The 20,130-nt window shown below is 65.5% G+C and carries 21 protein-coding genes; 10 read left to right on the forward strand and 11 right to left on the reverse strand.

What is annotated here, in order from left to right; genetic code table 11:
- Positions 1-17: 17 nt before the first annotated feature.
- Positions 18-1,475 carry a glutamate synthase subunit beta gene (locus P6U25_RS31190; RefSeq protein WP_407148577.1) on the forward strand — a complete coding sequence of 486 codons (1,458 nt, stop codon included), beginning with the start codon at positions 18-20 and terminating at the stop codon, positions 1,473-1,475.
- A gap of 133 nt (positions 1,476-1,608) precedes the next feature.
- Here P6U25_RS31190 and P6U25_RS31195 read toward each other — a convergent pair whose 3' ends face one another.
- The gene (locus P6U25_RS31195; protein ID WP_407148578.1) at positions 1,609-3,348 is read right to left on the reverse strand and encodes an outer membrane beta-barrel protein; all 1,740 of its coding nucleotides are present in this window, start codon (positions 3,346-3,348) and stop codon (positions 1,609-1,611) included.
- Between the two features lie 188 nt (positions 3,349-3,536).
- On the opposite strand from P6U25_RS31195, the gene P6U25_RS31200 reads away from it, so the two are divergent.
- Complete coding sequence (locus tag P6U25_RS31200; protein WP_407148579.1) at positions 3,537-4,544, forward strand: SIS domain-containing protein; 1,008 nt, start codon at positions 3,537-3,539, stop codon at positions 4,542-4,544.
- A gap of 174 nt (positions 4,545-4,718) precedes the next feature.
- Here P6U25_RS31200 and P6U25_RS31205 read toward each other — a convergent pair whose 3' ends face one another.
- Positions 4,719-5,258, reverse strand: a complete 540-nt coding sequence (locus P6U25_RS31205; protein WP_407148580.1) for a carboxymuconolactone decarboxylase family protein — start codon at positions 5,256-5,258, stop codon at positions 4,719-4,721.
- Between the two features lie 77 nt (positions 5,259-5,335).
- Between P6U25_RS31205 and P6U25_RS31210 the strand changes: the two genes are divergently transcribed.
- On the forward strand, positions 5,336-5,668 hold the full coding sequence (locus tag P6U25_RS31210; RefSeq protein WP_407148581.1) for a winged helix-turn-helix transcriptional regulator: 333 nt from the start codon (positions 5,336-5,338) through the stop codon (positions 5,666-5,668).
- A 44-nt stretch (positions 5,669-5,712) separates the two neighbouring features.
- Here the strand turns inward: P6U25_RS31210 and P6U25_RS31215 are convergent, their stop codons facing one another.
- From P6U25_RS31215 to hemH, 3 genes are all read right to left on the reverse strand, one after another.
- Entirely contained in the window at positions 5,713-6,159 is a 447-nt protein-coding gene (locus P6U25_RS31215) for an NfeD family protein (RefSeq protein ID WP_407148582.1), read from the reverse strand.
- A gap of 42 nt (positions 6,160-6,201) precedes the next feature.
- Positions 6,202-7,221 (reverse strand): SPFH domain-containing protein, encoded by a 1,020-nt coding sequence (locus tag P6U25_RS31220; RefSeq protein WP_407148583.1) that lies wholly within the window; start codon positions 7,219-7,221, stop codon positions 6,202-6,204.
- 197 nt (positions 7,222-7,418) lie between these two features.
- Positions 7,419-8,456, reverse strand: a complete 1,038-nt coding sequence (hemH, locus tag P6U25_RS31225; RefSeq protein ID WP_407148584.1) for a ferrochelatase — start codon at positions 8,454-8,456, stop codon at positions 7,419-7,421.
- An 86-nt stretch (positions 8,457-8,542) separates the two neighbouring features.
- Between hemH and P6U25_RS31230 the strand changes: the two genes are divergently transcribed.
- Positions 8,543-8,941, forward strand: coding sequence for an MAPEG family protein (locus P6U25_RS31230; protein WP_407148585.1), 399 nt, complete (start codon positions 8,543-8,545; stop codon positions 8,939-8,941).
- Between the two features lie 151 nt (positions 8,942-9,092).
- Here P6U25_RS31230 and P6U25_RS31235 read toward each other — a convergent pair whose 3' ends face one another.
- Genes P6U25_RS31235 through P6U25_RS31245 form a run of 3 tightly spaced genes read right to left on the reverse strand, consistent with a single transcriptional unit; the run spans position 9,093 to position 12,926 of the window.
- On the reverse strand, positions 9,093-10,193 hold the full coding sequence (locus P6U25_RS31235; RefSeq protein ID WP_407148586.1) for a nickel/cobalt transporter: 1,101 nt from the start codon (positions 10,191-10,193) through the stop codon (positions 9,093-9,095).
- Positions 10,190-10,852: a DUF1007 family protein gene (locus P6U25_RS31240; RefSeq protein ID WP_407148587.1), complete on the reverse strand. Its 663-nt coding sequence runs from the start codon at positions 10,850-10,852 to the stop codon at positions 10,190-10,192. Before P6U25_RS31240 ends, P6U25_RS31235 begins: the two co-directional genes overlap by 4 nt.
- Positions 10,839-12,926, reverse strand: coding sequence for a M3 family metallopeptidase (locus tag P6U25_RS31245; RefSeq protein WP_407148588.1), 2,088 nt, complete (start codon positions 12,924-12,926; stop codon positions 10,839-10,841). Before P6U25_RS31245 ends, P6U25_RS31240 begins: the two co-directional genes overlap by 14 nt.
- Positions 12,927-13,055: 129 nt before the next feature.
- Between P6U25_RS31245 and P6U25_RS31250 the strand changes: the two genes are divergently transcribed.
- The 6 genes from P6U25_RS31250 to P6U25_RS31275 all read left to right on the forward strand — a co-directional run bounded on the left by P6U25_RS31250 (position 13,056) and on the right by P6U25_RS31275 (position 18,012).
- Complete coding sequence (locus tag P6U25_RS31250) at positions 13,056-13,316, forward strand: hypothetical protein (RefSeq protein ID WP_407148589.1); 261 nt, start codon at positions 13,056-13,058, stop codon at positions 13,314-13,316.
- A 669-nt stretch (positions 13,317-13,985) separates the two neighbouring features.
- Complete coding sequence (locus P6U25_RS31255; RefSeq protein ID WP_407148590.1) at positions 13,986-15,128, forward strand: type III PLP-dependent enzyme; 1,143 nt, start codon at positions 13,986-13,988, stop codon at positions 15,126-15,128.
- A gap of 129 nt (positions 15,129-15,257) precedes the next feature.
- On the forward strand, positions 15,258-15,869 hold the full coding sequence (locus tag P6U25_RS31260) for a GNAT family N-acetyltransferase (RefSeq protein ID WP_407148591.1): 612 nt from the start codon (positions 15,258-15,260) through the stop codon (positions 15,867-15,869).
- Between the two features lie 14 nt (positions 15,870-15,883).
- On the forward strand, positions 15,884-16,051 hold the full coding sequence (locus P6U25_RS31265) for a hypothetical protein (RefSeq protein WP_407148592.1): 168 nt from the start codon (positions 15,884-15,886) through the stop codon (positions 16,049-16,051).
- An 80-nt stretch (positions 16,052-16,131) separates the two neighbouring features.
- Complete coding sequence (locus tag P6U25_RS31270; RefSeq protein WP_407148593.1) at positions 16,132-16,521, forward strand: RidA family protein; 390 nt, start codon at positions 16,132-16,134, stop codon at positions 16,519-16,521.
- Positions 16,522-16,569: 48 nt separating this feature from the next.
- Positions 16,570-18,012, forward strand: coding sequence for a homospermidine synthase (locus tag P6U25_RS31275; protein ID WP_407148594.1), 1,443 nt, complete (start codon positions 16,570-16,572; stop codon positions 18,010-18,012).
- A gap of 118 nt (positions 18,013-18,130) precedes the next feature.
- On the opposite strand, the gene P6U25_RS31280 is transcribed toward P6U25_RS31275, so the two are convergent.
- The 3 genes from P6U25_RS31280 to P6U25_RS31290 all read right to left on the reverse strand — a co-directional run bounded on the left by P6U25_RS31280 (position 18,131) and on the right by P6U25_RS31290 (position 20,120).
- Complete coding sequence (locus P6U25_RS31280) at positions 18,131-18,871, reverse strand: acetoacetate decarboxylase (protein WP_407148595.1); 741 nt, start codon at positions 18,869-18,871, stop codon at positions 18,131-18,133.
- Positions 18,872-18,993: 122 nt separating this feature from the next.
- Positions 18,994-19,326: a hypothetical protein gene (locus tag P6U25_RS31285; RefSeq protein ID WP_407148596.1), complete on the reverse strand. Its 333-nt coding sequence runs from the start codon at positions 19,324-19,326 to the stop codon at positions 18,994-18,996.
- A gap of 77 nt (positions 19,327-19,403) precedes the next feature.
- A complete protein-coding gene (locus P6U25_RS31290) occupies positions 19,404-20,120 on the reverse strand; it encodes an MgtC/SapB family protein (protein ID WP_407148597.1) in 717 nt (238 codons plus the stop codon).
- Between the last annotated feature and the right edge of the window lie 10 nt (positions 20,121-20,130).

The raw sequence follows: 20,130 nt of genomic DNA on the forward strand, positions 1-20,130 counted from the left end.
CAGGGGCATCGGGTTTAATGGGCAAGATTACAGGTTTTCTCGAGATCGACCGCAACGAGCGCAAGTACACGCCGGTCGCCGAGCGGTTGAAGAACTTCAACGAGTTCGTCATTCCCCTGAGCGAGAAGGACACGCGCGACCAGGCCGCGCGCTGCATGAACTGCGGCATCCCTTATTGCCACGGCACCGGCTCCGCCGCGCCGGGCACGCCGGGCTGTCCGGTCAACAACCAGATCCCCGACTTCAACGACCTCGTCTATCAGGGCAACTGGGAAGAGGCCTCGCGCAACCTGCACTCGACCAACAACTTTCCGGAGTTCACCGGGCGCATCTGCCCGGCGCCGTGCGAGGCCTCCTGCACGCTCAACATCGACGACAACCCGGTCACCATCAAGACCATCGAATGCGCGATCGTCGACCGCGCCTGGGACAATGGCTGGCTGAAGCCGGAGATCGCGCCGGAAAAGACCGGCAAGAAGGTCGCCGTGATCGGCTCCGGCCCCGCGGGCCTCGCCTGCGCACAGCAGCTCGCGCGCGCCGGCCACGAGGTGCATGTCTACGAGAAGTTCGCCAAGGCCGGCGGCCTGCTACGCTACGGCATCCCCGACTTCAAGATGGAAAAGAACATCATCGACCGCCGCGTGGCGCAGATGGAAGCCGAGGGCGTCACCTTCCATTACGGCAAGGCAGTGGGCGGAAGCACGCCAGGCGCGATTGATCCGCAGGAGCTCGCCAAGCAATATGACGCCGTGGCGCTGACCGGCGGCGCGGAAGCCCCGCGCGACCTGCCGATTCCCGGCCGCGATCTCGCCGGCATCCACTTCGCGATGGACTTCCTGCCGCAGCAGAACCGCCGCGTCTCCGGCGAGCCGCTGAACGGCGCCGCCGAAATCCTCGCCGGCGGCAAGCATGTCGTCGTGATCGGCGGCGGCGACACCGGCTCCGACTGCATCGGCACCTCGTTCCGGCAAGGAGCCAAGTCGGTGACGCAGCTCGAGATCATGCCGGCGCCGCCCGAGCATGAGAACAAGGGCGTGACCTGGCCGAACTGGCCGCTGAAGATGCGCACGTCGTCGAGCCAGGCCGAGGGCGCGGTGCGCGAATTCGCGGTGCTGACCCAGAAGTTCGAGGGCACCGACGGCAAGGTCACCAAGCTGCATTGCGTGAAGGTCGACGACAAGTTCAAGCCGCTGCCCGGCACCGAGTTCACGCTTGAAGCCGAGCTCGTGCTGCTCGCGATGGGCTTCGTGCATCCGGTGCACGAGGGCCTGCTCAAGACGCTCGGCGTCGATCTCGACCAGCGGGGCAACGTCCGCGCCAACCTGCAGGACTACAAGACCTCGCAGGCCAAGGTGTTCTCCGCCGGCGACATGCGCCGCGGCCAGTCGCTCGTGGTCTGGGCGATCCGCGAAGGCCGCCTCTGCGCGCGCTCGATCGACACCTTCCTGATGGGGAAGACGGACCTGCCGCGGTAACGCCGCGGCGGTTGCGCGGGACTGCTCTCCACAAACTCAACTGTCATCGCCCGCGAAGGCGGGCGATCCAGTATTCCAGAGACGTCAGGGCGTAAACGAAAGGCCACGGCGTACTGGGTGCCCCGCCTCGCCGCTAATTCTGCACCCGCACGCCCAGCATCACCACCGTCGAGGCCGAGCTCTGTCCGGGCTGGTTGGAGTCCAGCCAGTCGCGGCGCACGGTGCCCTTGACCCAAAGGCTGCGGGTCATCTTGTAAATCAGGTCGGTCGATACCGAGTAGATCGAGTCGGTGCGGTTGTCGCCCTTGTACTCGAGCGTGCCGTAGGTGAACTTGCCGATCGCGGTGAGCCAGCGGCGGAAGTCGTGATCGACCTCGACGGTGTAGGTGCGCGACAGCACGCCCGAGGTACCGGGCAGCGTGGTCTCGCCGAGCTGGGTGTCGGAATAGAATTTCGCCGTCGTCAGCGGCGTCGCGGTCCAGGTCAATGATGCCGTCGTGAGCAGGCCTTCGAGCCGGCCGAGCCGCGTGTCGGCATAGTCGCGCATCGCGTAGCCGATCGAGACCTCACCGAACAAGAGCCGCGTGAACTCGAACGACGTGCCGGCCTTGGCATAGCCACCGTTCGAATCGCGCGCGTAGCCGGCGCGGTCGAGGTAGAGATCATGGACGCGGCTGTCGCCTTCCACTTCGAGGAAGGGCTTGACGGCCGGCGTCAGCTCATAGCTGACGCGGCCGACGCCGCCATACTGGGTGAAGTTGCGATCGTCGTTCGACGAGGTGGTGCCGTCGGTGAGCTTGGACCACTGGTAGTCGGTGCGGTCGATGGTGGCGCCGGCGGCGACATTCAGGCGGTTGAAATTCTGGTCGATGCCGAAGGTGCCGCCGACCGTGCTGTAGAGCGGATATCTGGCAAGGCCGGCCTGGATGTTCGGGCTGCCCGGATTGTCGGTCGAGACCAGCAGGCGCGCCTGCGCGGTGAGGTGCGTGTCTCGCGAGACGTCGAAGCGGCCGTCAACATGGCCGACGAAATTGGGACGGTCGATGTCGAGCGGCGCCGACAGCGGCGTGCCGTCGGCGTTCGGCGTCAGGTCAGAGCCGTAGCCGGTGAAGGAGCCGCGCAGGTCGGCCACAACAGCATGCCGCTCCCAGTCGGACACCGCGAGGAATTCCGGCGAGACCATGTAGAACGCCCGTCCCTGCGGCGAATACAGCCGGCCCGGATTGGTATCGTAGCCGGCCATGACCTCGACGGCGGTCTTGATCAGGAACGAGCCGGCGTAATCGCCGACCGCACCGAACGGATCGTCGTCGAGCCTCAGCCGCCTGCGCGGCGGTTGCCCAGGAATGATGCCGGCCATCGCCGGCGGGACCGGCGGCTTGTTGGCCGTGGCCGACGGCGGGATCGACAGCCGCAACTGCCCGGCGGCATCGAGCGGCGGCGATGGAGGCGGCGGCGTGCCGGGACCGGGCGACGGCTTCGGCCTTGCCTGGCCTGGATAGTATTTCGGTCTCTGTCGCTTGCGGTTGAGCGAATCGTAGCCGGAGGTCGAGGCGCCGTTGGCAGCCGGCAGCCCGTAGATCGGGAGCTGGCCGGTGCCGAGTTGAGCAGTGCCGGCACGCGATGGCGTGCGCCGGTTGCGATCGCGGTCAGGCAAGCCTGAACCATTGAGCGGATCGCTCGCATCGGCCGTGATCGGGCGCAGCGGCGAGTTGGGATCGATGAACTGGCTCTGCCGCGTCGGGCTGAACAGGTCGGGCGTCACGGTCTGGGCCTCCGCGAACCCCGCAGTCGCAGTCAGCGCAAGACACGGCAAGGCAATGCGAACGAGACGCCCGCGCCCAGCCCGGCCCCTTGCTGGCCCCCGCACCACGACAGAAATACCTCAACAAATCCATGCACTTGACGAACGCATTCCGGCTGCTGCCGGAAATCGTCGTTAATGGAGTTAAAACAATTATGGTTAATGAGCCGTTGAGGGCCGCGCGCCGCGCGTCGCGTCACGGAATGGACCGTGCTAAGGGAGACGCCCGGGCGCAAAGCTCTTCCCTGGAATCCGATATGGCCAAACCGAAACCGCTGATGACCAAATCATCCGGCCCCGATGACGGCGCCGTTCAATCGGCGCTCCGCACCCTTGATGCCGAGGCGAGCGGCGTTGCCGCGATCGCGGCGGCGCTTAAGTCCGACCTTGGCGTGTGCTTCACCGCGGCGGCTGACCTGATCCGCAACGCGAAGGGGCGGCTGATCGTCACCGGGCTCGGCAAGTCGGGTCATATCGGACGCAAGATCGCGGCAACCTTCGCTTCGACAGGCACGCCGGCGTTCTTCGTGCACGCCGCCGAAGCGAGCCACGGCGACCTCGGCATGATTACCGCCGACGATGTGATCCTGGCGCTGTCATGGTCCGGCGAGCAGCCGGAGATGCGCAACCTGATCGCCTACGCCGCGCGCTTCGGCATTCCCTTGATCGCGATGACGGCGGACAAGGAATCAACCTTGAGCAAGGCCGCCGACGTCCAACTGACGCTGCCGAAGGCGCGCGAGGCCTGCCCGCACAATCTGGCGCCGACCACGTCCTCGCTGATGATGCTGGCGCTCGGCGATGCGCTGGCGATCGCGCTGCTCGAAGGCCGCGGCTTCACCTCGACCGATTTCAGCGTGCTGCATCCGGGCGGCAAGCTCGGCGCCATGCTGAAATATGCGCGCGACCTGATGCATACCGGCGATGCGGTGCCGTTGAAGCCACAGGGCACCAAAATGTCGGATGCACTGGTCGAGATGACCTCGAAGGGCTTCGGCTGCGTCGGCATCCTCGATGCGCAGGGTTACATCATCGGCATCGTGACCGACGGCGACCTCCGCCGCCACATGGGCCCCGATTTGATGACCGCGACCGTCGACGAGGTGATGACCAAGACGCCGAAGACAATCAGCCGCGACACGCTCGCCGGCGAGGCGCTGGAATTGCTCAACGCGTCGAAGATCACCACACTGATCGTGACCGATGCGAAGAAGCCGGTCGGCATCATTCACCTGCACGACCTGTTGCGGGCTGGCGTGGCGTAGACCAGCTCAGTCTCTCACCGCGTCATTGTGAGCGAAGCGAAGCAATCCATCCTTCCGAGTGCGAGGACGTGTAGGGTGGGCAAAGGCGCGCATGCGCCGTGCCCACCACCAGCTAGCGTGCTCGCGATGGTGGGCACGCTTCGCTTAGCCCACCCTACGGTCGCGCAATGACGGCTACATCGGAAACCGCGCCGCCGTCGCCTCCAGCGGCATCGCCAGTGCATTGGTGAGATAGGAGACCGTGCGGTAGAAGCCGCACAGCAGGATGATCTCCAGGATCTGGTCGTCGTCGTAATGCGCTCTCAGCGCCGCGAACTCGGCCTCGCTCAAGGTCGCGCGCGCATGCAGCGCGTCGACTGCCGCGATCATCGCCTGTTCGTCCGGCGACCAGCAATCTGCGTCGGCCGGGCCGTGCACGGTGGCGCGAACCTGCTCCTCCGAAAGCCCGGCGGCCGCGCCGAACGCGGTGACATGCACGCCCCACTCATATTCGCAGCCGTTCAGCGCGCAGGTGCGATCGATCACGATCTCGCGCTGCCGCAAGGGCAGCGGCCCGCGGTCGAGCAGGCCGCCGCCGCGAAACTTCTCCCAGGCGCGCGGATGGCCGGCCATGACGCGGAACAGCAGCAGCGGCGGCCTGCCGCGCATGATGCGGTCGAAATCCTGTTGAACGTCCGCCGGGTAAGGCGGATCGAGCGGCGCGATGCGTGACATGGACTGATATCCTAGCTACAATTATTGTAGCAGCACGCTACAATATCTGTAGCAATACGCAAGAGGGAGTCGTGTTTATGCCGAAGCAGGTTCAGCCCGCCAGACCCGGCGTCCGCGGCTCACGGACCGGGCGTCCGATCATGGCGCTGCTCGACCTCTTGGGCCGTCGCTGGACGTTGCGGATCATCTGGGAATTGCGGGAGAACGCGCTGACCTCGCGCGCGTTGCGCACCGCCTGCGACGAGGCCTCGCCGACAATCCTGCAGACGCGGTTGACCGAGCTGCGCGACGCCGGTTTCGTCGAGCTGACAAGCGACGGTTACGGCCTCACCGCGCTCGGCAGGGAGCTGTTGCAGACCTTCGCGCCGCTCAATCGCTTCGCCGAGCGCTGGCGCCGGCGCGATGACTGATCTTCTCCCTCTCCCCGCTCTTCGCAGGGCCGAGACGAGCGAAGCTAGGCCACCGCCACCGTCAGGCTGGCACCGTCGGCCCGGATGACCTTCACCCGGCTGCCGGCCGGGATGTCGGGGCCGGCGATGCGCCAGACCGTATCGTCGATCCGCACCGTGCCCGCGCCGTCGATGATCGGCTTCTCGAGGGTGAATTCGCGGCCGATCAGGGCCTGGTTGCGGCGGTTGAGGAACGGGTTGCTCTGGCTTGCCGCTGTCGCGCTCCTGGCGAAATGCCGCCACGCCGGCACGGCGGCGGCGGCGAACACGGCGAACATCAGGAGCTGCGTCTGCCAGGACGGAGTGATCGCGAACGACAGCAAGCCGACCAAGAGCGCCGCAAGCCCGAGCCAGAACAGGAACACGCCGGGCGCCGCCAGCTCCAGCGCCATCAGGATGAAGCCGAAGATCAGCCAGTTCCATGTGCCCAACGTCGAAAACATCTCGGCCATTGTCACGACCTCTCTGATTGCGGGCGCGATGCCATCACGCCCTCACCTCTGCGGCGGCAGAGTCGGCCCGGCCGGCGGCACTGCCGGCGGAGTTGACCCAGCCGGCGGCACCGAGCCGCGCCGCGCGGCCGCCGAGGCGGACGCGGCACTCTCGCCGAACGTGGCGCGCGCGATCTCGCCGATGCCGGCGAGCGAGCCCAGCACGCTCGAAGTCTCGATCGGCAGCATCAGCACCTTCTGGTTCGGCGATTCCGCAAGCAGGCCGAACGCCTTGATATACTTGTCGGCGATGAAATAGTTCAGCGCGGCGACGTCGCCCTTGGCAATCGAATCCGAGACCATCTGCGTCGCCTTGGCCTCGGCTTCAGCAAGGCGCTCGCGCGCCTCGGCGTCGCGGAAGGCGGCTTCGCGCCGGCCCTCGGCCTGCAGGATCTGGCCCTGCTTGGCGCCCTCGGCGCGCAGGATCTCGGACTGCCGCTGGCCTTCCGCCTGCAGGATGTCGGCGCGCTTGACACGCTCGGCCTTCATCTGCCGCCCCATCGCCTCGACGAGGTCGGCCGGCGGCACGATATCCTTGATCTCGATGCGGTTGACCTTGACGCCCCAGGGCGACACCGCGGCGTCGACCACGCGCAACAGCCGCTCGTTGATCTCGTCACGATGCGACAGCACCTGGTCGAGATCCATCGAGCCCATCACCGAACGGATGTTGGTCATGGTCAGCACGGTGATGGCCTGTGTCAGATTGGCGACCTCGTAGCTCGCCTTCGCCGCATCGAACACCTGGAAGAACGCAACGCCGTCCACCGTCACGGTGGCGTTGTCCTTGGTGATCACCTCCTGCTCGGGAATGTCGATCACCTGCTCCATCATGTTGATCTTGCGGCCGACGCGGTCGAAATACGGCACGATCAGATTGAGCCCCGGCGTCAACGTGCGGGTGTATTTGCCGAAACGTTCGATGGTCCAGTCAAAGCCTTGTGGGACGGTCTTGACCCCGGCGAACAACGTGACGATGACAAGAAGAACAAGCGCGATCGCGAAAACATCGAAACCAGTCATAAAGTCCTCCAGGGCCGGCCGGACCGCCCGCCGGGCGCGGTCGCCCATTGGTCGGCAGGACCGCTACGCCGGTTCAGCCGGCCGTTCTTTTTGAGCATTACGTAGGGAGTGGTGTTGCGGGCTGCCAGATGCATGAAGGCTGAACCGACGCGGTGTGTCCAGCGACATCGATCGTTAACGATCTAGATCCAGCCTTGTTATATCCAGCCTTGCAACTCGCGCAGCACAAGCTGGCGGATCACGTTCATCCCGCCGTCGCTGTCGTTGAGACACGGGATCGCCGCGAACTGTTCGCCGCCATTGTGCCGGAAGATCTCGGCGTTCTCCTGCGCGATCTCTTCCAGCGTCTCCAGGCAGTCGGCCGAGAAGCCGGGCGTGACCACGGCGATCCGCCGCACGCCATCCTTCGCCAGCTTCTCGACGGTCTTGTCGGTATAGGGCTGCAACCACTCGGCGTTGCCGAAACGCGACTGGAAGGTGAGGATCAGCTTCGACGCGTCGAGCCCGAGGCGTTTGCGCAAGGCGTCGGTCGTCGCGATGCACTGCGCCTGATAGGGATCGCCCTTCTCGACATACTCCTTCGGCATACCGTGGAAGGACGCGAGGATGATCTCGGGCTGGAACGGCATGTCAGCCAGATGCGCAGTGATCGATTGCGCCAGCGCCTCGATATAAGCGGGGTCATCGTAGTAGGGCGGCGTCACCCGCAGGATCGGCTGCGCGCGCATGCCCGCCAGCACACGAAACGCTTCGTCGCAGACCGTTGCCGAGGTTGCGGCGGAATATTGCGGGTAGAGCGGCACGACCAGGAGCCGGCTGCAGCCACGGGCAGCGAGCGCCTCGATGCGCGACTGCATCGACGGGTTGCCGTAGCGCATCGCCCAGTCGACCGTGACATGCCCATGACCGGCGATATCGGCCGCGAGCTTGTCGGCCTGCGAGCGCGTGATCGTCTTCAGCGGCGACTCGTTCTTCTCGACATTCCAGATTTTCAGGTAGTCGCGCGCCTTGCTGCGCGGACGCACGCGCAGGATGATGCCGTTGAGGATCAGCTTCCAGAGCAGGCCCTGATCCTCGATCACCCGCGGATCGGACAGGAATTCCTTCAGGTACACCCGCACGCCCGCCGCGTCCGCCGTATCCGGCGTGCCGAGATTGACCAGCAGCACGCCGACGCGCTCAGCCGTCGCGTCCGCGGCCCGCTTCGCAGTTTCGAACGGAATGACCGTGCTCATGATGACCTTGGGCTTCGCGCGTTGCTCCAACCTTGTCAAGCCGAGCGCGGGTTGGCTACCTTCCGCTCCGAAATGGGGGAGGAACCATGACGGTCGCCGAATGGTGCGTCTTCGGGACGCTGATGCTCTCGCTCCTGACGATCGCATCCGTGAAATGGATCGGCTTCCGCGGTTTCGACAATTCCCGGCCGCGCGATCCGCACTTCTACGACGACCCGATCCGGTCGCGGGCGCTCGGCGCCCACCAGAACGGCCTCGAGGCCTTTCCGTTCTTCGCCGTCGCCGTGCTGCTCGCCGAGTTTCGGCTCGGCCCTTTGCGGCTGATCGACGAGCTGGCAGTGCTGTTCCTGATCGTGCGCATCGCCTACGTCTTCACCTATATCGGCAACCGGCCGACACTGCGCTCGATCCTGTGGAGCATCGGTTTCGCGATCAACATCGCGATCTTCTTCCTGCCGGCGATCAGAGGGTATTTGACGAGTTGAATGCGGATTCTTCCCGCTCTCCCCGTTCTTGCGGGGAGAGGGTTGGGGTGAGGGGCTGTCTCCGCAAAGCGACGGTCCGCAACTCGTGGAGAGTCCCCTCACTCGGATCGCTTCGCGATCCGACCTCTCCCCGCAAGCGGGGCGAGGTGACTTAGAGGCACGTCACCCGTTCGGCGGCGACGTAGCCGAACAGCAGGCCCAGGCCGAACAGCAGCACGAACGCGGCGGCGACGAATTCCAGGCCGCGCATGATCAGCATGCCGCCGCCGTCGCGGGCGGCGCTGAGCGTCTCGGCCACCCCGCGCGCCGACACCGCCACGATGGCGATCGCCGCTACCGTGATCGCGGTCCCGAGCCCCATCACGAAGGTCGCGGCTACGCCGGCCCAGAACAGGCCCTGCGCCAGTGCGAACACCAACACCAGGATCGCGCCCGAGCACGGCCGGATCCCGACCGCGAAAATCGCGCTCAGGCCGCGCTGCCAGCCGCCGGGACCGGCGAGCTCGGCCGGCGTCGGTCCGTGCGAATGGCCGCAATGCTCGTCATGGACGTGGTGCGGATCATCGTCGGGCTGATGACCGTGGTCATGTCCGTGCCCGTGACGATCATCGTGATGCGCGTGGGCGTGGTGATGCTCGTGGCCGCCGGAACCATGCTGCTGGGCACCAGCCACCGCCAGCGCCGGACGTGGCATCTGCAGCGCCCGGATCAGGCCGCGGCCCTTGACCCAGAGCAGCCGGGCGCCGAACGCGGCGATCAGCGCGTAGCTCGCGATCTCGATTGCCTTCTCCGCCCCGCACATGGTCTTGGCCGTCGCATTGAGCAGCCAAGCGCAGATCCCGACAATGACGACCGCGACCAGCGACTGCAGCAGCGCCGAGGCGAACGACAGCACGATGCCGCGGCGGGCGGTTTCGCGATTGGCGACCAGATAGGACGAGATCACCGCCTTGCCGTGGCCGGGGCCGGCGGCGTGGAAGATCCCGTAGGCAAAGGAGATCGCCAGCAGCGTCCACACCGCCGAGCCATCGGATTTGGCCGCGCGGATAGTTGCAGACATCTCGCGGTAGAACTCCGACTGCTTTGCCAACAGCCAGCCGACGAGGCCCCCCTGCGGCTCCGCCACGCGCGGCGCGCCGAACGGATTCTGCGCCAGCAAGGCGTGGCTCGCGCCATCGAGCAAGGCCACCGCTCCCAGCACGGCGCCGGAGATGGCGAGGCCACGCATCATGCGGGACAGCATTGTCGTCATGGGCAATCCACCACGATCTTGTTGGCGAACATCATGCCGAAATTGCTGTTGCTGCCATCCAGGAAATTCTGCTCGCCGAGCTTCTGCGCGGCGGCAGAGCCGTCATTCGGCCGCTCGAACTGCATCTTGCAGTCGGCCGATGCGCCGGTCAACTTGACCGGGTCCTTGTCGGCATATTGGAAATCGATGAAGTAGGTCGGATCAAACACCTCGAGCGCGAGCTGACGGGCCTTGAACGGCGTCTTCACCGGCAGCGTGAAGTGCAGGGTCAGTGCCGTGTCCTTGTATTCGAGGAAATAGTCCACCGGCTCGGTGAATTTCTGCTTCTTGCCGTCGGCCTTGGCGAAGGTGAAATAGGCGTATTCCTTCAGCGACTCGACATTGGTCTGGGCCAGCGGCGCCAGCTCCTCGCGACTGTAGCTGCCCTTGGTCTTGGCTTCGATGCCCTGCAGCGCATAGGTCGAGAACATGTCGTCGAAAGTCCAAGCGTGCCGAACCCCGGTGATGGTGCCGTCGGGCGCGTAGATCAGCTCGCTCCTCGCCGTGATCCAGACATGGGGATGGGCATAGGCGGGAGCCGTGCCGAGCAGGACGGCACCCATGAGCGCGAGCGAGCCGACAAGGCGGCGCAGGATCGGCGCCATCTCAGGCCGCCTCATGGGTCTCGAGCAGACCGCGCCGGCGCAGCAGCGCGTCCGGCTCGGGCTCGCGGCCACGGAAGGCGACGTAGGCTTCCTCGGGATCGCGCGAGCCGCCCGACGAATAGATATCATCATGCAGCCGCTTGGCGGTGGCGGGATCGAAGATGTCGCCGGCCTCCTCGAAGGCGCCGAAGGCGTCTGCGTCCATCACCTCCGACCACATGTAGCTGTAATAGCCCGAAGCATAATGGTCGCCGGAGAAGATGTGGCCGAACTGGGTCGGGCGGTGCCGCAGCGAGATTTCGGCGGGCATGCCGATCTTCTCCAGCTCCTGCTTCTCGAACGCCCGGACGTCGCGGCTGGCCGCGGCCGGCTGGGTATGGAATTCGAGGTCGACAAGCGCCGAGGAGACGAACTCCACAGTGGCAAAGCCCTGGTTGAACCTGCGCGCGGCGAGGAAGCGCTGCAGCAGGTCATCCGGCAGTGGTTCGCCGGTCTGGTAGTGCCGGGCGAAACGCTGCAGCACCTCTGGCCGCTCCTGCCAGTGCTCGTAGAGCTGCGACGGCAGCTCGACGAAATCGGTGAACACGGAGGTTCCCGACAGCGAGGGATAGGTCACATCCGAAAGCATGCCGTGCAGGGCGTGGCCGAACTCGTGGAACAGGGTCCGCGCGTCGTCCGGCGACAGCAGCGACGGCGCACCGTCCGCCCCCTTCGCGAAGTTGCAGACATTGATCACCAGCGGGGCGACGTCGCCATCGAGCTTCTGCTGGTCGCGCAGCGAGGTCATCCAGGCGCCGGAGCGCTTCGAGGGCCGGGCGAAGTAGTCGCCGTAGAACAGCGCCTTGTGATTGCCGTTGCGGTCCTTGACCTCCCAGATCCGCACGTCGGGATGCCAGACCGGGATGTCCTTGCGCTCCTCGAAGGAGATGCCGAACAGGCGGGTGGCGCAGTCGAAGGCGGCCTCGATCATGTGGTCGAGCACCAGATAGGGCTTGATCGCGGCATCGTCGAAATTGGCCCGCCGCTGCCGGAGCTTCTCGGCGTAGTAGCGCCAGTCCCATGGCGCGAGGGCGAAATTGCCGCCCTCCTCCGCAATCAGCTCCTGTAGCGCGTCGCGGTCCGCCAGCGCCCGCTCGCGCGCCGGCTTCCACACCCGCTCAAGCAGGCCACGGACGGCCTCCGGCGTCTTGGCCATGGAATCCTCGAGCCGGTAGGCGGCGTAGGTCGGGTAACCCAGAATCCCGGCGCTCTCCTCGCGGAGCTTCAGGATCTCGACGATGGTCTCGTTGTTGTCATTGGCGTTGCCGTTGTCGCCGCGGGCGATGAAGGCCTTGTAGACCTTCTCGCGCAGGTCGCGGCGGGCGGAGCTCTGCAGGAACGGCTCGACCGAGGAGCGCGACAGCGTCACGATCGCCTTGCCGGGCTTGCCGCGCTCTGCTGCCGCAGCCCTGGCGGCCGCCACAAATGTGTCGGAGAGGCCGGCGAGGTCGCCGTCGCCGAGCTCCATCGACCACTCCTGCTCGTCGCCGAGCAGATGATGGCTGAAGGAGGTGCCGAGATGGGCGACGCGCTCGTTGATCTCAGCCATCCGCGCCTTGGCGGCGTCGTCGAGGCCGGCGCCGGCGCGGCGGAAGCGGGTGTAGGTGCGTTCCAGCAACCGCATCTGCTCGCCGGTCAGGCCGAGCGAGGCGCGCTTCTCGTGCAGCATGGCGATGCGGCCAAACAGCACAGCGTTCATCATGATCGGATTCCAGTGCCGCGCCATCCGCAGCGAGACCTCCTTGTCGATCTCGAGGATCGCGGGGTTCGAATGCGCCGAGACCAGGTCGTAGAACACCGCCGAAACCTTCGACAGCAGCTTGCCCGAGCGTTCCAGCGCGGTGATGGTGTTGGCAAAGTCGGGCAGCGCCGGATCATGAGTGATCGCGGCGATTTCCGCCGAATGATCGGCAAAGGCCTGCTCGAAAGCAGGCAGGAAATGCTCTGGCTGGATCTCGGCGAAGGGCGGCGTTTCGAACGGCGTCTGCCACGCCTTCAGGAGGGGGTTGGCAAAATTCCGAGCCTCGGCCTGCGCGCTGGTTTCTGACATCGAATGTTCCGTTTTTCGTCTTGAAAATGCGGCGAGTCTATATCACGTGATACGGCGTTTTTAGGCCTTTTGCGCTTGATAGATGGGCACTTTTCGGAGAGATTGCGCCCCCTGAACAGGACCTATTCCATGACCATGCAGCCCTCCCCCTCAGGCAACCGCACCATCGTCTGGCCGAGCGTCATCACCGTGATCTCGGCGGCGATCCTGATCGGCGCGGAAGTGTTCGGCGCGGCGTTCGCCGGCGGATGGGCGCTCGCAATTCTGTTCGGGCTCAACGATGTCGGCGCACACATCCTGCAAGCCGTGCTGTTCGGCATCGGCGTCCTGATCATGATTGCCTTCATCCGCGCCGCTCAGCGCGTCGAGCCGTTCACACGTCGCGCGTGACACCGGCGATTCGAGAAAGCGCTGCGGCACAGGGCTGAAACGCACACGCTTCGTTAGTCATTCTTAACACCCGTTCATCTTCCGCACACTGAAGCGAGCACGACGCGCGCGATCGCAAGCGCGCGTTAGGGAAATTTGTCGCTGTCGCAAAAAAAATCTTGCGCGACAAAGTCAAAAGACTTATTTCCTCGCTTGCCCAATTTCGCACGTGCCTGTGGTCGTGTGTCAGTCGGTAGGTATCCGGACAAGAGGCCGGACAGCCGCCAAGGGGTGGAAGAACCGAGGGTCGCTTACGTCCATCAGGACACGAGGCGGCCAGCATCTCTCTCCAGGGATGCCGTTGAAGGTCTCGCCACTTTTTGCAACCGTGACTGGCAGCCGGAGGCGAACCGGCGCACCCCGCTCTCCACGGGGGACGCGACTTAAAGCAACGACGGATCGGGCTTTTTTGGTCTCTACCGGCAGTCCAACGCCGGCGCGGGCTACTGAAAAGGCTTGTCCTTCATTGCCAGGTGAGCGGGCGGGAGACTCTCCCAACCAATCCACGGCAGCACAGTCTGGTTTGAGTTTTTTGGCTTCGTTGCGCCTCCATCGCGCAATGTGGCCAGAGCGCTCTTATCCGACGTCACGTTGAGCGGATCCCCGTCGCTGGGGCCGTTGGAGAGTGCCATGACTGAACGCATCCAGGAATTCCTGCGCAACCGCCGCAGCGAGGGCCTCGACACCGAGCCATGCCTCGTCGTCGACCTCGAAGTCGTGCGCGACAACTACCAGACCTTCGCGAAGGCGCTGCCGGACAGCCGCGTGTTCTACGCGGTGAAGGCGAATCCGGCGCCCGAGGTGCTGTCGCTGCTCGCCTCGCTCGGCTCCTGCTTCGACACCGCGACGGTGGCGGAGATCGAGATGGCGCTGGCCGCCGGCGCGACGCCGGACCGCATCTCCTTTGGCAACACCATCAAGAAGGAGCGCGACATCGCGCGCGCCTTCGCGCTCGGCATTCGGCTGTTCGCGGTCGACTGCGTCGCCGAGGTCGAGAAGGTCGCCCGCGCCGCTCCCGGCGCCCGGGTGTTTTGCCGCATCCTCTATGATTGCGCCGGCGCCGAGTGGCCGCTGTCGCGCAAGTTCGGCTGCGACCCGGAGATGGCGGTCGAGGTGCTCGACCTCGCCAAGCGCCTGGGGCTGGAGCCGTGCGGCATTTCGTTCCATGTCGGCTCGCAGCAGCGCAAGGTGAAGGCGTGGGACCGCGCGCTCGCGATGGCGTCGACCGTGTTCCGCGATTGCGCCGAGCGCGGCATCAACCTGACCATGGTCAACATGGGCGGCGGCTTCCCGACCAAGTACCTCAAGGACGTCCCGCCGGTCGTGCAGTACGGCCGGTCGATCTTCCGCGCGCTGCGCAAGCACTTCGGCAACCAGATTCCGGAGACGATCATCGAACCTGGTCGCGGCATGGTCGGCAATGCGGGCATCATCGAGACCGAGGTGGTGCTGATCTCGCGGAAGAGCGACGAGGACGAGGTGCGCTGGGTCTATCTCGACATCGGCAAGTTCGGCGGTCTCGCCGAGACCATGGACGAGTCGATCCGCTACGCCATCCGCACCCCGCATGACGGGGCGGAGATGACGCCGTGCGTGCTCGCAGGTCCGACCTGCGATAGCGCCGACGTGCTGTACGAGAAGCTGCCGTATCCGCTCCCGGTGACGCTCGAGATCGGCGACAAGCTGCTGATCGAAGGCACCGGCGCCTATACGTCGACCTACTCGTCGGTGGCGTTCAACGGCATTCCGCCGCTGAAGACCTACCACATCTGATCCGCCTCCTGTTCGAGGCCTGACGAACCGGGAGCCGGCCCGCCGGCTCCCTCCCAGACCATTTGCAAAGCTCTGAACGACGCTTGCCGCGGCATGCCACATGCCGCTGCGAGCGGGGACTGACGTGCCATGACTGCAAGACGGAACACCCCCGTTGCCCTCATCCGGAATGCCGCTCCGTTCGCGATCCGTGCGGAGCGGGCATCGGACGTCGTCGCGCGCGAAGCGCTGCTGGATGCCTGCTTTGGCTGCAACCGCCATACGCGCACCTGCCAGCGCCTGCGCGACGGACGCGCGCCCGCCGCAGGCCTCAGCCTGTCGGCGGTGCGCCAGGACGGCCGGCTGGCTGGAACCGTGCGGCTGTGGCACGTCAGCGCGGGGGGCCGCAGCGCGCTGATGCTGGGGCCGCTGGCAGTCGACGGCGACTGTCGCGGCCTCGGCGTCGGCGCCGCCCTGATGCGGCGCGCGCTCACCGTCGCCGGGGCGCGCGGCCATGGCGCGGTGATCCTGCTCGGCGATGCGCCCTATTACGCCCGCTTCGGCTTCTCGGCCGGCAAGACCGGCGCGCTCGCGCTGCCGGGCGCGTTCGAGCGCGAGCGGCTGCTCGCAATCGAGCTCGTCGAGGGTGCTCTCGACGACGCCTCCGGCATGATCACGCCGACCGGCGCATGGCTGCCCAAGGCGAGGGCATCCCGCGCCCGCAACCGGAAGGCACCGCTCGCCGTGCCGCACGCGGCGTAAGAAGCGCGGTCGCCATGGCAGACAACCTTCCCGCAACCGACGTCGCGCGCCCGCGCCTGCGCGGCCTCGTCACCACAGTCATGCTGGCCCTGATTTCAGTCATGATCGTCAGGGACATCCTGGTGCGGCGCTGGGCCGCCACGCCGCCGTCGCCGCCCGACACCACGCAGCAATCCCGCTGAGCCCACGAGCGGGGGTTGCACGGGCGCGCAAATTGCCCGTAAACCCCGCGCCAAGCTCCCCCTTCAGTCGAGGTCCGAACATGCCCCGCCGCCTGATTTCCACCGGCTCGCCCTTTGAGAAGACCGCCGGCTACAGCCGCGCCGTGATCGACGGCGACTTCGCCTTCGTCGCCGGCACCACCGGCTACGACTACACCACGATGACCATGCCCGATGATGTCACGAGCCAGTCACGCAACTGCTTCAAGACCATCGAGGCAGCCCTCAAGGAGGGCGGCTTCGCGATGGCCGACATCGTCCGCGCGACCTACTACCTGACCGACGCCAACGATGCGGACGCCCATTTCGCGGTCTGCGGCGAGGTTCTCGGCGAGATCCGCCCGGCGGCGACGCTGCTGATCGTCGCAGGGCTTTACCGGCCCGAGATGAAAGTCGAGATCGAAGTCACCGCGAAGCGACGCAACCCCTGATCCACTCCTGACGATTTGTCTGCCAGCACTTTCCGGAGAAACCATCCCATGAGCCCCGCCTCGCAGATCTACGCGAAGATTACCGGTCCTATCGTCATGGTCGGCTTCGGCTCCATCGGCAAAGGCACGTTGCCGTTGATCGAGCGCCATTTCGACTATGACAAGTCGCGCATCACCGTGATCGATCCCAAGGACGAGGGCCGCAAGGCACATTGCGAGAAGCACAATGTGAGGTTCATCCAGCGTGGCCTGACCAAGGACAATTATCGCGATGTGCTGACCCCGCTGCTCACGGAAGGCGGCGGCCAGGGCTTTTGCGTCAATCTCTCGGTCGATACCGGCTCCACCGACATCATGGAGCTCTGCAACGAACTTGGCGCGCTTTATATCGACACTGTCAACGAGCCCTGGCTCGGCTTCTATTTCGATTCGTCGAAGGGCCCGGAAGCCCGCTCCAACTACGCTCTTCGCGAAGTGACGCTGGCCGCCAAGAAGGCGCGCCCCGCCGGCTCGACGACAGCCGTCTCCTGCTGTGGTGCCAATCCCGGCATGGTCTCTTTTTTCGTCAAGCAAGCGCTGCTCAATGTCGCCGCGGATCTGAAGCTCAATGCCCCCAAGCCGAAGACCAAGGCCGAATGGGCGGACTTGATGCGGCAGGCCGGCGTCAAGGGCATCCACATCGCTGAACGCGACACCCAGCGTTCCAAGTCGCCGAAAGAGCCGGATGTCTTCGTCAACACCTGGTCGGTAGAGGGTTTCCTGTCGGAAGGCGTACAGCCGTCCGAACTCGGTTGGGGCACCCATGAAAAATGGATGCCCGAGAATGCGCGTACCCACGAAGCTGGCTGCGGCGCTGCCATCTATCTGATGCAGCCCGGCGCCAACACGCGCGTGCGCACCTGGTGCCCGACCCGCGGCGCGCAGTATGGCTTCCTCGTCACCCACAACGAGGCGATCTCGATCGCCGATTACTTCACGGTGCGTGACGCATCGGGCACGGCGATCTATCGGCCGACCTGCCACTATGCCTATCATCCGGCTGACGATGCCGTGCTGTCGCTGCATGAAATGTTCGGCCGCGCCGCGAAGATGCAGGAAAAGCACCACATCCTCGATGAGAACGAAATCGTCGATGGCATCGACGAACTCGGCGTGCTGCTGTTCGGCCATGACAACAATGCCTACTGGTACGGCTCGCAGCTCTCCATCGAAGAGACCCGCAAACTCGCGCCCTATCAGAACGCCACCGGCCTGCAAGTGACCTCCGCCGTGCTCGCGGGCATGGTATGGGCACTGGAAAACCCGAACGAAGGCATCGTCGAAGCCGACGAGATGGATTTCGATCGTCTGCTGGAAATCCAGATGCCCTATCTCGGGCCGGTCAAGGGTTACTATACCGACTGGACCCCGCTGACGGATCGTCCGGGTCTGTTTCCGGAAGATATCGATTCGAGCGATCCCTGGCAGTTCCGCAACGTTCTGGTGCGCTGACCATCGGCTGTCGTCACCCGCGAAGGCGGGTGACCCAGTAACCATCGGCCTGTCGATCCCAATATCTGTCTCGGCGTACTGTCATGCCCCGCCTGCGCGGGGCACGACAGTTCGGGGATCACCGCGCCATGTAGTCGAACGCCACCGTCCCCAGCCCCAGCGTCAGATCCGCCTTGTAGTGCAGCGCCGAGACCACCTCGCGCACCGGCAGGCGGGCGACGTCGCAGAGCGCGTGAGGAAACAGGCCGAGCGCGGCGGGACCGGTCCAGGCCTCCTTCAGCGTGATGTCCTCGAGGTGGAAGCGCACCAGCTCGCAGATCCGCGGGCTGCCGTCGACATGCGGGATGATCTTGAGGATGAAGTTCGGCACCTTCATCGCGCTCAGCAACGTGTCGTGGTCGATCTTGCGGTGCTTGTAGCCCATGGTCGCCGAAGCGCACAGCACCGAGCCATAGTGCAGCGAGCCGACCAGCACGTCGCTTTCGACCTCGATCTTGGGCTTTGCGAGCTTCTTCGGGAATCCCCACAGCTCCCGCCCGCCGGCGATCGGACCTTCGTCGTCGAGGTACATCGCGTGGGTATAGGCGCCCTCCTCGCCCCTGAAGCGAACCGGAATGACCTGTCCGGTTTCGGTGTAGTCGCCGAAGCCGGTCGAGTCGGGCATGCGGATGAATTCGTACTTCACCACCGGCTCGGCGACCTCGAGCGGCTCCGGCACGATGGCCGCGAGTGCTTCCGGATCGGTCTTGTAGGTGATGATGAAATACTCGCGGTCGAAGAACCGATAAGGCCCCGGCGGAAATGACGGATTGGTGAGCGGCATCGAATAGGCGTTGCGCCTGACGTCCTCGATCTTCATGGCATGCCCCATCTGGCGTTGCAGTGAGGACGGATTATGGGGCGAGCGCGCGGCCGAGGCGAGACTGGATAATCGGCATCGATCGTCAAATGCGCGTCACAATGCGCAGGGCTCGCGGCCGGCTATTTCTGCTTGATCGGCGGCGCGGTCTTCTCGGCGGGCGCCGGCGGCAACACCGGCTTGGCGCCCTCCTTCTGCGCGTTGGTGTCCGGATGCGCCGGCTCCGGTGCCGGTGTGGTCGGACGATCGCCGCCGGGCTTCGACTCCGCCGGCGGAGCGGTCTTCTGCGGCTCCGGCGAAGGCTTCAGCGGTTGTGTCGCCTGCGCCATCTGCTCGGGAGCGGTCGCGTAGATCTCGTGCAGCGAAAGGCCCGCAATCGCGACGCCGGCCGCCACCAGCGCGGCGGCGATCAGCATGTGTTTGCGATACGTTTGCCTGGTATGATCCGCAGCCATTTCGTCCCACTCGCGACGTTTCCGCGACGTCAACGATTCCGCTCCGGCATGGTTCCTTGGCGCGAGATCGCTGGAACTCAGTCCGCGGTATTGCTTTCCCAGGTCGCATGACGCACGCCCGGTTGCCGTTTGAGGTCGGCGACCACGGTGTTCAACTCGGTAGGATCGATCGCGGTCGAGACCAGCGTCGCCACGATCTCGGGTAGGCCGTCGCCGACCTCGACCACGGCAACATCGGCGACCGGATAGCTCGCCGCTTCGAGCTTCTCCACCAGGCGGTCGCGCATCGCGGGCAGGCCATCTGTGGTCACCGCGACCTTGACGTAGTAGGTCGCCTCCGAGGCTTTCTCGTCGAACGGAATGCGGTTGATGGCATTGACCAGCGGACGCAGCAGCGTGTTGCCGGCGATCACAAACACAGTCAGCGCCACCGCCTGCGCCACCAAGTCGGCGCCGGCGCAGGAGCCGACCGCGGCCGAGGCCCACAGCGTTGCCGCGGTGTTGAGGCCGCGCACGTCCATGCCCTGCTTCATGATGACGCCGGCGCCGAGGAAGCCGATGCCCGACACGACATAGGCAATCACCCGCACCGCGCCGTCGGCGCCCGCCAGATGCATCGCGAGGTCGACGAAGGCGGCCGCGCCGACCGCGACCAGCACATTGGTGCGCAGGCCCGCGGTGCGCTGCCGGTACTGCCGCTCGGCGCCGATCAAGGTGCCGAGCACGAAGGCAGAAGCCAGACTGATCAGCGTGTCGATGAAGTCGGCGGTCTGGAACGTCGCAAGAAATCGCATGGCACCTGCC

Origin of the sequence: Bradyrhizobium sp. ORS 86 (genome assembly GCF_045571475.1) — a bacterium.
Lineage (GTDB): Bacteria > Pseudomonadota > Alphaproteobacteria > Rhizobiales > Xanthobacteraceae > Bradyrhizobium.

Bases quoted from the DNA above. Each gene is read 5' to 3' on its own strand.
- P6U25_RS31250 (WP_407148589.1), top strand. From the start codon at position 13,056: ATGACCATGCAGCCCTCCCCCTCAGGCAACCGCACCATCGTCTGGCCG.
- P6U25_RS31200 (WP_407148579.1), top strand. From the start codon at position 3,537: ATGGCCAAACCGAAACCGCTGATGACCAAATCATCCGGCCCCGATGAC.
- P6U25_RS31220 (WP_407148583.1), bottom strand. From the start codon at position 7,221: ATGACTGGTTTCGATGTTTTCGCGATCGCGCTTGTTCTTCTTGTCATC.
- P6U25_RS31235 (WP_407148586.1), bottom strand. From the start codon at position 10,193: ATGACGACAATGCTGTCCCGCATGATGCGTGGCCTCGCCATCTCCGGC.
- P6U25_RS31255 (WP_407148590.1), top strand. From the start codon at position 13,986: ATGACTGAACGCATCCAGGAATTCCTGCGCAACCGCCGCAGCGAGGGC.
- P6U25_RS31275 (WP_407148594.1), top strand. From the start codon at position 16,570: ATGAGCCCCGCCTCGCAGATCTACGCGAAGATTACCGGTCCTATCGTC.
- P6U25_RS31270 (WP_407148593.1), top strand. From the start codon at position 16,132: ATGCCCCGCCGCCTGATTTCCACCGGCTCGCCCTTTGAGAAGACCGCC.
- hemH (WP_407148584.1), bottom strand. From the start codon at position 8,456: ATGAGCACGGTCATTCCGTTCGAAACTGCGAAGCGGGCCGCGGACGCG.
- P6U25_RS31190 (WP_407148577.1), top strand. From the start codon at position 18: ATGGGCAAGATTACAGGTTTTCTCGAGATCGACCGCAACGAGCGCAAG.
- P6U25_RS31215 (WP_407148582.1), bottom strand. From the start codon at position 6,159: ATGGCCGAGATGTTTTCGACGTTGGGCACATGGAACTGGCTGATCTTC.
- P6U25_RS31265 (WP_407148592.1), top strand. From the start codon at position 15,884: ATGGCAGACAACCTTCCCGCAACCGACGTCGCGCGCCCGCGCCTGCGC.
- P6U25_RS31240 (WP_407148587.1), bottom strand. From the start codon at position 10,852: ATGAGGCGGCCTGAGATGGCGCCGATCCTGCGCCGCCTTGTCGGCTCG.
- P6U25_RS31210 (WP_407148581.1), top strand. From the start codon at position 5,336: ATGCCGAAGCAGGTTCAGCCCGCCAGACCCGGCGTCCGCGGCTCACGG.
- P6U25_RS31230 (WP_407148585.1), top strand. From the start codon at position 8,543: ATGACGGTCGCCGAATGGTGCGTCTTCGGGACGCTGATGCTCTCGCTC.
- P6U25_RS31285 (WP_407148596.1), bottom strand. From the start codon at position 19,326: ATGGCTGCGGATCATACCAGGCAAACGTATCGCAAACACATGCTGATC.
- P6U25_RS31290 (WP_407148597.1), bottom strand. From the start codon at position 20,120: ATGCGATTTCTTGCGACGTTCCAGACCGCCGACTTCATCGACACGCTG.
- P6U25_RS31260 (WP_407148591.1), top strand. From the start codon at position 15,258: ATGACTGCAAGACGGAACACCCCCGTTGCCCTCATCCGGAATGCCGCT.
- P6U25_RS31280 (WP_407148595.1), bottom strand. From the start codon at position 18,871: ATGAAGATCGAGGACGTCAGGCGCAACGCCTATTCGATGCCGCTCACC.
- P6U25_RS31245 (WP_407148588.1), bottom strand. From the start codon at position 12,926: ATGTCAGAAACCAGCGCGCAGGCCGAGGCTCGGAATTTTGCCAACCCC.
- P6U25_RS31205 (WP_407148580.1), bottom strand. From the start codon at position 5,258: ATGTCACGCATCGCGCCGCTCGATCCGCCTTACCCGGCGGACGTTCAA.